This window comes from Spirillospora sp. NPDC046719 (assembly GCF_040645715.1).
Taxonomy (GTDB): Bacteria; Actinomycetota; Actinomycetes; order Streptosporangiales; family Streptosporangiaceae; genus Spirillospora.
On the sequence record NZ_JBEYYT010000339.1, the window covers coordinates 1 to 10,662 of the forward strand.

At 73.6% G+C, this 10,662-nt stretch carries 10 protein-coding genes; 8 read left to right on the plus strand and 2 right to left on the minus strand.

Annotated features, from left to right (window positions below; all coding sequences use genetic code 11):
• Positions 1–188: 188 nt before the first annotated feature.
• Genes ABZ914_RS37840 through ABZ914_RS37855 form a run of 4 tightly spaced genes read left to right on the plus strand, consistent with a single transcriptional unit; the run spans position 189 to position 3,470 of the window.
• The gene (locus tag ABZ914_RS37840) at positions 189–836 is read left to right on the plus strand and encodes a DUF6758 family protein (RefSeq protein ID WP_500199227.1); all 648 of its coding nucleotides are present in this window, start codon (positions 189–191) and stop codon (positions 834–836) included.
• A gap of 47 nt (positions 837–883) precedes the next feature.
• A complete protein-coding gene (locus tag ABZ914_RS37845; protein ID WP_500199228.1) occupies positions 884–1,804 on the plus strand; it encodes a PHP domain-containing protein in 921 nt (306 codons plus the stop codon).
• A gap of 9 nt (positions 1,805–1,813) precedes the next feature.
• Complete coding sequence (locus tag ABZ914_RS37850) at positions 1,814–2,524, plus strand: MBL fold metallo-hydrolase (RefSeq protein WP_500199230.1); 711 nt, start codon at positions 1,814–1,816, stop codon at positions 2,522–2,524.
• A 37-nt stretch (positions 2,525–2,561) separates the two neighbouring features.
• A complete protein-coding gene (locus tag ABZ914_RS37855; protein WP_500199238.1) occupies positions 2,562–3,470 on the plus strand; it encodes a RecB family exonuclease in 909 nt (302 codons plus the stop codon).
• Here ABZ914_RS37855 and ABZ914_RS37860 read toward each other — a convergent pair whose 3' ends face one another.
• Positions 3,471–4,379 (minus strand): oxygenase MpaB family protein, encoded by a 909-nt coding sequence (locus ABZ914_RS37860; RefSeq protein WP_500199231.1) that lies wholly within the window; start codon positions 4,377–4,379, stop codon positions 3,471–3,473.
• 268 nt (positions 4,380–4,647) lie between these two features.
• Here ABZ914_RS37860 and ABZ914_RS37865 point away from each other — a divergent pair, with 268 nt between their 5' ends.
• From ABZ914_RS37865 to ABZ914_RS37875, 3 genes are read left to right on the plus strand one after another with little or no spacing between them, the layout of a single operon-like run.
• Positions 4,648–5,010: a MarR family winged helix-turn-helix transcriptional regulator gene (locus ABZ914_RS37865; protein WP_500199233.1), complete on the plus strand. Its 363-nt coding sequence runs from the start codon at positions 4,648–4,650 to the stop codon at positions 5,008–5,010.
• Between the two features lie 26 nt (positions 5,011–5,036).
• Positions 5,037–6,455, plus strand: coding sequence for an MFS transporter (locus tag ABZ914_RS37870; RefSeq protein WP_500199234.1), 1,419 nt, complete (start codon positions 5,037–5,039; stop codon positions 6,453–6,455).
• Between the two features lie 29 nt (positions 6,456–6,484).
• Positions 6,485–6,778: a DUF1330 domain-containing protein gene (locus tag ABZ914_RS37875; RefSeq protein WP_500199236.1), complete on the plus strand. Its 294-nt coding sequence runs from the start codon at positions 6,485–6,487 to the stop codon at positions 6,776–6,778.
• 84 nt (positions 6,779–6,862) lie between these two features.
• On the opposite strand, the gene ABZ914_RS37880 is transcribed toward ABZ914_RS37875, so the two are convergent.
• Positions 6,863–8,059, minus strand: coding sequence for an extracellular solute-binding protein (locus tag ABZ914_RS37880; protein ID WP_500199239.1), 1,197 nt, complete (start codon positions 8,057–8,059; stop codon positions 6,863–6,865).
• A 298-nt stretch (positions 8,060–8,357) separates the two neighbouring features.
• On the opposite strand from ABZ914_RS37880, the gene ABZ914_RS37885 reads away from it, so the two are divergent.
• The coding region (locus tag ABZ914_RS37885) for a sensor histidine kinase (protein WP_500199237.1) at positions 8,358–10,662 on the plus strand (2,305 nt) is incomplete at its 3' end.

Consider the following 10,662-nt stretch of genomic DNA (forward strand, 5'->3'; position numbering starts at 1 on the left):
GCCGGGCACCGACCACAGGCCGGCGCCCGGCGGACGGCCGCGCCTCACCAGCAACAACCGCCCGCTCCCGTCCCTCACGATCCCCCCGACGCAGCGCACCCTCATGTCACCATTTTGACGCGCCTTGCCCGGTCCGGTACCTCGGGGAACTTGACGGCGGCGGGAATCGGCGCGCAGGGTGGGTAGTCATGAGGTCGGAGCCCACATGCCCGCGATGCGCGGGTCCGGTGAGCGCGCCGGGCCTCTGGTCGAGCGACTGGAGCTGCGGCGTGCACGGCGCCGTACTACCCCGCCAGCCGTCCAAGCGCCCCGGCCCGGACGGGCTGGCGGCCGTGCTCCAGGACACCAGGGTCCCGGTCTGGACGCCCTGGCCCCTTCCGCCGGCCTGGCTCGTCACCGGCTTCTGCGCGGTGGGCGACGAGCGTTCGGGCGCCCGGGCGACGGCCGTCGCGCTGTCCGGGCCGGGCCTGCTCAGCGGCCCGGCCGACCTGGTGCTGATCGCCGAGGAGCCCGGCATCGGGCTCGGCGGCCACTACGCCGGGCTGGACGGCGGCGACCCCGGCCCGGGGTTCGACGGCAGCCCGCCCGACGCCAAGATCGACATCAGCGGGCCCGCCGCGACCTGCGGCCACTCGGTGCCGATGTGGGCCGTCGGCACCCGGCCCGACCGGGCCGTCTACGTCGGCGAGGCGATGGGCGACTGGCTCTGGGCGGTGCTGTGGCCCGCCGAGGCCGGCGTGCTGATGCTGGAGCGCCAGAACCTCCTCGACCTGCGCGAACCCGGCATGGACCTGGACCTTCCCTACGGCGCCTACAGCCCCCGGCTCGACGAGTAGGCGGACGGCCGCCCGCCCGCCGGGCCGGCGGCTGTTAGAAAGGGCGCATGCGCATCGACCTGCACAGCCACAGCGACGTCTCCGACGGGACGCGCCCGCCGTCCGAGGTCGTCCGGCGGGCCCGCGCGAACGGCGTGGACGTCGTCGCGCTGACCGACCACGACACGGTCGCCGGCTGGGACGAGGCCGCCGCCGCGCTGCCGGACGGGCTGACGCTCGTCCCCGGCGTCGAGCTGTCGTGCAAGCAGGACGGGCGCAGCCTGCACCTGCTCGGGTACCTGTTCGACCCGTCCGAGCCCGCCCTCGCCGCCGAGCTGGCCCGGATCCGCGACGACCGCGTCATCAGGGCGCGGACGATGGTGGAGCGGCTGCGGGCGCTGGGCGCGGACGTGACCTGGGAGCGGGTCCGCGCGCTGGCGCGCGGCGAGGCGGTCGGCCGCCCGCACATCGCGCGCGCCATGGTCGAGGCGGGCGTCGTCGCGTCCCCGGACGAGGCGTTCACCCGCGACTGGATCGCCGAGGGCGGCCGCGCGCACGCCGACCGGTACGCGCTCGACCCGGCGCGGGCGATCCGGCTCGTCGGGGCGGCCGGCGGGGTGTGCGTGCTCGCCCACCCGCGGACCCGGCGCGGCGGCTACGTCTTCTCCGACGAGGTGATCGCGGGCCTCGCCGCCGCGGGCCTCGCCGGGATCGAGGTCGACCATCCCGACCAGGACGCGGGGGAGCGCGCCGCGCTGCGCGGCCTCGCGCGCGACCTCGGCCTGGCCGCCACCGGCTCCAGCGACGATCACGGCGCCCTGACCGGCGACCGCCTCGGCGCGGAGAGCACCGCCCCGGACGCCTACGCCGCCCTCGTCGCCGCGTCCACCGGCTCGGCGCCCGTCTCCTCGCCCGTCTCCGCGGGCGCTGACGCGGTGTCTTCGGGCACTGGAGCGGTGCCGCCCGGAACCGCCCCGGAAGCACGGTAGGGTGCCAGCGTGGACGCGCGCATCGAACAGGTGACGACGTCGGGGAAGCTCACCCTCGACGACACCGAGTACGACGTCGAGAACAACACCTACATCGTCGGCGACGACGACGAGGTCATCGTGATCGACCCGGCCTTCGACGCCGAGGCCATCCTCAAGGAGGTCGGCGAACGCGAGGTCATGGCCGTCCTGCTCACCGACGGCAACGAGCACCGCCTCGAGGTGGTGCTGGAGGTGGCCGCCGCCGGCGAGGAGGACGAGGACAACTGGGCCCCGATCGCGCTGCACCGCGGCGACCGGGTGCTGTGGCGGGACTACTTCGGCCGCCTCGCCCGCGAGGAGAAGGACGAGGACGACGCCAAGGCGCTGCGCTCCCTCGAACCGGACATCTGGCTGGAGGACGGCGGCATCTTCGAGATCGCCGACTCCCAGCTGGAGGTGCTGCACACCCCCGGCCACACGCCCGGCAGCGTCAGCGTGATCAGCGAGCAGCTCGGCGTGCTGTTCTCCGGCGACACCCTGCACCGCGGCCGCCCCGGCTCGATCGGCGGCGTGTACGACGAGCTCGGCAAGCAGCTGAACTCGATCGGCGCGCTGCTCACCCCGCTGCCGAAGGACCTGCGGATCCTGCCCGGCCAGGGCGAGGAGACGACGGTCGGCGACGAGGACGCCCGCTGGGAGACCTGGGGTTCGCTCGCCCGCGAGCAGGACGACGACTGATCCGGTGGCCGGGGCCGAGCAGCTGGGCTTCGACGGCATGCCCCAGCGGCTGTACGCGTGCACGCCGTCCCGGCTGAACACCTGGCTGGACTGCCCCCGCCGGTACCGGATGACCTACCTGGACCGTCCGATGCCGCCGAAGGGCCCGCCGTGGGCGCACAACAGCGTCGGCGCGGCCGTGCACAACGCGCTCGCCGGCTGGTGGCGGCTGCCGCCCGCCGAGCGGACCCCGGAGGCCGCCGGCGCCCTGCTGGCGCGCGGCTGGCTGACCGACGGGTTCCGGGACGAGGCGCAGTCCGCGCGGTGGCGCGAGCGCGCCCGCGAGATGACCGAGCGGTACGCGGCGGGCCTCGACCCGGCGGACGAGCCGGTCGGCGTCGAGCGCACCGTCGCGGCCCGCACCGACCGCATCGCCGTGTCCGGCCGCATCGACCGGCTCGACGCCCGCGGCTCCGAGCTCGTCGTCGTCGACTACAAGACGGGCCGGCACGTGCAGACCGCCGACGACGCGCGCGGCTCGCTCGCACTGGCGATCTACGCGGTCGCCGCGTCCCGCGTGCTGCGCCGCCCGTGCCACCGCGTCGAGCTGCACCACCTGCCGTCCGGCGAGGTCGCGGTCTGGGAGCACACCGACGAGTCGCTGCAGCGGCACATCAGGCGGGCCGAGCAGATCGCGGCGGAGGCGTCCGCCGCCGACGACGCGTACCGGGCGCGCGTCCCCGCCCCGCGTCGCGGCGAGGGCGCCCGGACCCGCGTCGGCGCGCAGAGCCGCGACACCGGACCGGGCCGTGACGCGCCGCCGGTCGACCACGCTCCGTTCGACGAGCAGTTTCCGGCGCGTCCGGGCCGGCTGTGCTCGTGGTGCGACTTCGCCCGCCACTGCCCCGAAGGCCGCGAGGCCGCCCCCCGCAAGGAGCCGTGGGCGGCCCTCGGCGAAGACGCCTGATCAGGCGGCGGTCAGGGTCTTCCGGGACTTCCAGCGGCGCGGGTCGCGGAGGCCGTAGAGCCCGCGGCTGACGTCGTAGCCCTCGGCGGCGAGGTTCTGCCGGGCGCGTTCGAGCATCTCGCGGGTGGGCTTGGCGAACGCGTAGTCGTGCAGCTTCTCCGGCACCGAGTTCATCGCGAGGCGGAACGAGCGGAGCGCGGCGGTGACGGCGGGCTGCGGGACCTCGGGAAGCGCCCCGTACATCTTGCGGGCCCAGTCGGGCAGCGAGTAGTAGCAGAGCGCGCCGAAGGGGAAGTAGCCCGGCTTTCCAGGGGCGAGGAACTTCAGGTTCTCCGGCATCGTGGGCCACATCAGGAACCTGACGGTGGCCGCCGCCTCCTCGGTGACGCGCAGGTGCGGGCGCATGCTCGCGAGGTACTGCTCCATCTCCGCGACGCTGCCGGGGACGTCCTCGGCGTGCAGCCCGACGTAGGCGGCGGTGCTGCGCTGCTCGTTCAGGTACCGGTCGGCCATGGCGTCGGTGAGCAGGAGACCGGCGCGGCGGGCGACCTGGAGGTAGGAGTAGACCTCGGCGCAGTGCACCCAGAGCAGCAGCTCGGGCTGGTCGAGGCGCTCCTTCTTCCCGGTGTCGTGGTTGAGGATCCGCAGGCTGCGGTGGATGTCGCGGACCTTCCGGGCCAGCGCGTCGATCTCCTCGTGGGTGCCGAACGTGGCGACGCCGACGAAGTCGGCGGTGCGCTGCAGCCGGCCGAAGGGGTCCTCCTGGAAGTTGGAGTTCTGCCAGACGCCCCACATGGCCATCGGGTGCAGGGCCTGCAGCATGAGGCTGCGCACCCCGCCGACCCACATGGACCGGTCGATGTGGACCCGCCAGGTCACGCTCTCGGGGGGCTGGACGGTCGCGGACATTCCCACCTCACCAGACGTCGTGCGACAAACCGATGTAAGTGTCTCATTACCCGGCCATGGCCGCGACACCGGGGCCGGTGTCGCGTCCCGTTCGAGGTGACGCGGTCGAGTGTCGCCGGATCCCCATCGGGATATACATAGAGACTCTATATAAAGCTGCTATGCTTCACGCATGAGTCGCCAAGGCGCCCCGCACGACGCTTCCGATGCCATCGGGTCGGCCCTTTACGATCTGGCCACCAGAGCCGTGAGACGCCTTCCCCGCGACATGAGCCTGACGTCCGCCGCCACCCTGGCCACCCTGGACAAGACCGGCCCGCGACGGATCACCGATCTGGCGGCGGCCGAGGGCGTCACCCAGCCCGCGATGACCGTCGTGGTCCGGGTGATGGAGAAGTCCGGGCTGGTCGAGCGGACGGGCGATCCGTCCGACAGGCGGGTCACGCTGGTGCGCCTGACCGAGGCCGGCGCGTCGTACGTCCGGACACGGCGCCGGGCGGGCGTCGACGCGTACGCGCGGTTGATCGACGGACTCACCGGTGACGAGGTCGAGGCCCTGGCGGCGGCCCTCCCGGCGCTGCTGCATCTGGCGGAGCTCGAAAGCCACGCCCGAGAGGAGTCGGACCGGTGACCGCGGCCCCGGGGCACGACCGGCCCATGAGTGCGGCCCCGGCGCGTTCCGAGGCACGTCTGCTGGTCCCCGCCCTGATGTTCATCGCCCTGGTCGTGGCGGCGGTCGGCAGCCTCGGGACGCCGCTCATCACCAGCGTGGCGACCACGTTCCACGTCTCCCTCGACAGCGCGCAGTGGACGCTGACCATCGCCCTGCTCAGCGGCGCCGTCGCCACACCCGTCCTCGGCCGGCTCGGCGCCGGTCCGCACCGGCGGGCCACGATCCTCGCCACGCTGGCGATCGTCGTCGTCGGCAGCGCGCTCACCGTGCTGCCGCTGCCGTTCGCCTGCCTGCTCGCCGGCAGAGCGGCCCAAGGCACCGGACTCGGTCTCACGGCGCTGATGATGGGCGTGGCCCGCGACCATCTTCCCGAGCGGCGCAGCGCGCCCACGATCGCCCTGATCTCGGTGGTCTCCATCATCGGGGCCGGCGTCGGCTACCCGCTGGCCGCCCTGCTCGCCGAGTTCGGCGGACTGCGGGCCGCCTACGGCCTCGGCCTGCTCGTCACCGCCGTCGCGTTCCTGACCGCTTGGCGCTCCGTGCCCGCGGCTCCCGAAGGCCGCTCCGCTCACGTGAACGTGGCCGGTGCGCTCGTCCTGGCGGGTGGACTGCTCCTCGTCCTGTTCCTGGCCGGCGAGAGCAGCCTGTGGAGCCGGCACCTCGCCGTGGCGGTGACCCTCGCCGTCGCCGCCGTGCTCCTGCTGTGCGTCTGGACCGCCTCCGAGCTGCGCAGCACGACGCCTCTGGTCGACGTCCGGGCGGTGCGGCACCCGGCGGTCGCCGGGGCCAACATCGCCATGTTCGTCGGCGGGAGCGGCATGTACCTCCTGCTCACGCTCATCACCCGCTACGCGCAGACGCCGCACGGCGCCGGCTACGGGTTCGGGCTGAGCACCTTCGTGGCGGGGTTGGTCCTCATCCCCTTCTCCGTGCTGGGGTTCGTCGCCGGCAAGCTCACGCCCCGGGTCCGCGAACGGATCGACGGCCCCCTGCTCCTGGCCGGCAGCGCCGCCATCGTCGGCGGCGGGTTCGTGCTGTTCGCGGTGGCCCGGTCCCATCTGGCCGAACTGCTCGCGGCCATGGGCGTGCTGGGCTTCGGCGTCGGCAGCTTCTCGGCCGCCATGCCGGGCGTGATCCTGGCCGTCACGCCCAAGAGCGAGACGTCGAGCGCGATGAGCTTCAACTACGTGGTCCGCAGCGTCGGGTACTCCCTGGGCAGCGCCATCGGCGGTCTGGTCCTGGCCGCCGGCACCGGCACCGGCCGCCTCTTCCCGAACGACGGCGCCTACACCACCGCCGCGCTGGTCGGCGTCGCCGCGATGGCGATCACGACGATGACCAGCCTCGTCCTCGCCCGCCGACGCTCAGCCGAGACGGATCCGATCGCGGACCCGGCCGGCTGACCGAAGCCGTCCGAAAACAGGAGGTCACCATGGCCAAGAGCTACTGGGTCAGCGTCTACCGCACCATCGTGGACCCTGAGAAGCTTGCCGCCTACAACAAGCTGGCCGGTCCGGCCGTCAGAGCCGCGGGCGGGCGGGTGCTCGCCCGCGACGGCCGGGTCGTCGCGCACGACGCCGGAATCGCCGAGCGCACCATCCTGATCGAGTTCGATAGCTTCGAACAGGCGGTCGCCGCGCGCGCGAGTGCGGCCTACCAGGAGGCGCTGGCCGTACTCGACGACGGCGTCGAGCGCGACTTCCGCATCATCGAAGGTCTCGACTGACGACCGATGCCGCGCCGGGTTCCACGGAATGCGACACCCGGCGCGGTCCCGGTCCCGGTTCGTTCGAGCGCCGGTTCTCCCTGGTCAGCCCTTGATCTGCGTCCAGGCCTGCGTCCAGCGCGCGTAGTCGACGCAGTCGTTGCCGCGGTCGTCCCCGCAGTCCTTCACCGGGGTGCGCCAGAACGCCAGCCGCTTGTAGAAGGCGGGATCGCCGACGTGGTACGTGGAGCAGAAGCCCTTCGCGGTGTACGCGCACGCCTTCGGGTTGGCCGGCGCCTCACCGAAGTACTGCGCGACCTGCGCCTGCACCTTCGGCTTGATGATCCAGTTCATCCACTTGTACATGCACGCGGGATGCTGCGCCTTCGACGAGATCATCCACGTGTCGGACCAGCCGGTGGCGCCCTCGGTCGGGATCGTGGTCGCGACCGGTGACCGCTGGTCCATCGCCAGGTTCGCGGTCACCTGCCACGCGGTGCCCGCGTAGTTGTCGGCGCTCTTGAACGACTGGAGTTCGTCGAGGTAGTTCGCCCAGTACTGGTTCACGTTCGGCCGCTGCTGCTTCAGCAGGTCGATCGCCGCGCCGAACTGCTTCTCGTCCAGCTCGTACACGTTCTTGATCTTCAGGTCCGGGCGGTGGGCCTTCAGGTACAGCGCGGCGTCGGCGATGTAGATGGGGGAGTCGTAGGCGACGACGTGCCCCGACGCCGGGGAGTCCTTCCTCCACACGACGTCCCAGGACGTGGGGCGCTGCACCAGCTTGTCCGTCCGGTACATCAGCATGTTGGCGCCGTAGCCGTGCGGGACGCCGTACATCCGCCCGTCCACCGAGTTGTACGGCTGGTTCTTCAGGAACCCGGCGATGTCGCCGTACCCGCTGAGCAGCCGCGTGTTGACCGGCGCGACCGTCCCGCCGTAGACGAGCCGCAGCGACGCGTCGCCGGACGCGGACACGCCGTCGTACTTGCCCGTCTGCATCAGCGCGACCATCGAGTCGGACGTGTCGGCCACCTTCGCCTCGACGCGGCATCCGGTCGCCTTGGTGAACGGGGTGACCCAGTCGACCTTCGGGTCGTTCGACCCGTTCTCGGCGTAGCCCGCCCAGACGACCAGGTCGAGCCGGCCCTCCGAGGCGCCGATCTCCTGCTGCGTCGGGATGTCCGGCGGCGGTGCCGCACCGTTCGAGCCGCCGCCGCACCCGGCGGTCAGGGCGGCCACCACGAGCGCGGCCGCCGCGAGCGGGCGCCGCACCCGGTGCGCGTGGTTCGGGGTGTTCGCCATCACGCTGAGAGATCGTAGGGCTATTTTTGGTCACGTGCGCACACAAAATGTGATGATCTGGAAACTGTCGACACACGGCGCGGGATCGCCCTAGGCTTCCGTCCGTTCCGCGGCGACCTCCCCGGTTCCGCTCGAACCTTGTGGGTTCCGCCCGGACCTTGTCGGCCCCCACCTGCCCCCACGAGCGAAAGTCGTCACCGAAGTGCCAAAACGAGGCCGCTCCTCGGACCCCGCCGCCGGCCACCGTCGGGTCCCCAAGGCGTCGCGGTTCCGGTCCATCCGGTTCAAGGTCGTCCTGATGGTGACCGTCTCGGTCGTCTCGCTCGGCGTGCTCTGGGCCTTCGCCGCGAGCATCGCGCTCGGCCAGGGCCTCAACCTCCGGCACGTCGAGACCGTCCAGGACCACTTCGGCTACCCGTCCGGCGCGCTCGGCAGCGCCCTGCAGAACGAGCGCCGGCTGTCGATGGTGTACCTCGGCAGCCGCACCGACGGGGACCGCGCCGCGATGGAGTCGGGGCGGCTCGTCACCGACCGGCAGGCCGAGCTGTTCCGCCGCCTCGTCCAGGACCCTGGCGCCCGCGGCGCCGCGCCCGCGCAGGCCCGCCGGCTCGCCGACCGGATCAGCGGCGAGCTCGCCGCGCTCGGCACCGGGCGGCGCGCCATCGACGGCGGCGCCACCGGCCGCGGCAAGGCGTTCGCCGACTACACCGCCCTGCTGTCGGACGTCGGGTCGCTGCAGGGCTCCCTCGCCACCCTCGACAACTCCGAGGTCGCCAAGGACGCCCGCAACGAGGCGTCGCTGTCGCGGGCCCGCGAGACCCTCGCCGAGGAGGACGCCGTCCTCGCCGGCGCGCTCGCCGCCGGGCGGATGACGCCCGCCGAGCACGCCCAGTTCGTCAAGCTCGTCGGCACCCAGCGCGCCCTGTACGGGTTCGCCTCGTCCGAGCTGCGCGCCGACGACCAGTCCTACTACCAGCGCGTCACCGGCATGCCGGAGTACACCCGGCTCCGCGCGCTGGAGGACCGGTTCGTCGCGTCCCGCGCGCTCGTCCGGCCGTCCACCGACTCCGGGACGCTGTGGAAGACCACCGCCGACTCCAACCTCACCCGGCTGCGCGGCCTGGAGCTGTCGGTGGCCGCGGGCGCCGAGAAGCGCGCCAAGCCGATCTCCGACGGCATCATCACCCGGGTCGTGCTGGCCGGCGCCCTCGGCCTCCTCGCCGTCGTCGCGTCCCTGGTCATCGCGGTGTGGGTGGCCCGGTCCGTGATCCGCGAGCTGGCCCGGCTGCGCCGCGAGGCCATCGACCTCGCCGACGTCCGGCTGCCCGGCGTGATCCGCCGGCTGCGCCGCGGCGAGGAGGTCGACGTGGCCGCCGAGGCGCCGCCGCTGGCGTTCGGCACCCGCGAGATCGACCAGGTCGGCGAGGCGTTCAACGCCGCCCGCCGCACCGCCATCCAGGGCGCGGTCGAGGAGGCGACGCTGCGCCGCAACGTCAGCGACGTCTTCGTCAACCTCGCCCGCCGCAGCCAGACGCTGCTGCACCGCCAGCTCAAGCTGCTCGACTCGATGGAGCGGCGCATCGAGGTCCCCGACGACCTGGAGGACCTGTTCCGGGTCGACCACCTCGCCACCCGCATGCGCCGGCACGCCGAGGGCCTCATCATCCTGTCCGGGCAGGCGCCCGGCCGCGGCTGGCGCAGCCCCGTCGCGATCGTCGACGTCGCCCGCGCCGCCGCGTCCGAGGTCGAGGACTACACCCGCGTCAACGTCGCGCCGATGACCCGCGCCGCGATCGTCGGGCCCGCCGTCGCCGACGTCATCCACCTGCTCGCCGAGCTGATCGAGAACGCCACCGCGTTCTCGCCGCCGCACACCACCGTGCAGGTGCACGGGCAGGCCGTCTCGCACGGCTTCACCCTGGAGGTCGAGGACCGCGGGCTCAGCATGGACGAGCCGAGCCTCGCCGCGGCCAACGAGCGGCTCGCCAGCGGCGGCGAGTTCGACCTGTCCGACGCCTCGCAGCTCGGCCTGTTCGTCGTCGGCCGGCTCGCCCGCCGGCACGGCGTCAAGGTCACCCTGCGGACCTCCCCGTACGGCGGCATGACCGCGATCGTGCTGCTGCCCGAGGACCTCGTCGTCCGCGCCGACACCGAGGCGCTGGAGGCGCCGCCCGCGCTCACCACCCGCCGCGCCGAGGACGCCCTCGTCCCGGTCGGCGCCGTCGTCGGCCGCCGTCCGGACGGCCCCGCCGACGACGGGCCCGGCGGCGCCGTGCTGCGCCTCCCGGCCGGGCGGCACGCCGCGGCGCCGCGCCCGGACCCCGCCGAGGCCCGTCCCGCGGACCCGCTCGCCCGCCCGCCGCGGTTCGGCGACGACCCGCTCGGCCCGGTCGCCGAAGACCCCTTCGGCGACGATCCGCTCGGCGCCGGACCCGCCACCGGCCCGATCGGCGGCCCTGTCGCGGGCCCCTCCGCCTGGTCCGGCGACCGCGCCGGCGGCAGGCCCACCGGCCCGATCGGCCTGCCGTCCGACGGCCCCGCCACCGGCCCGATCGGCGTCCCGGCGGGCCCGTCGTCCGGCGGCGCGGGCCCGATCGGCTGGG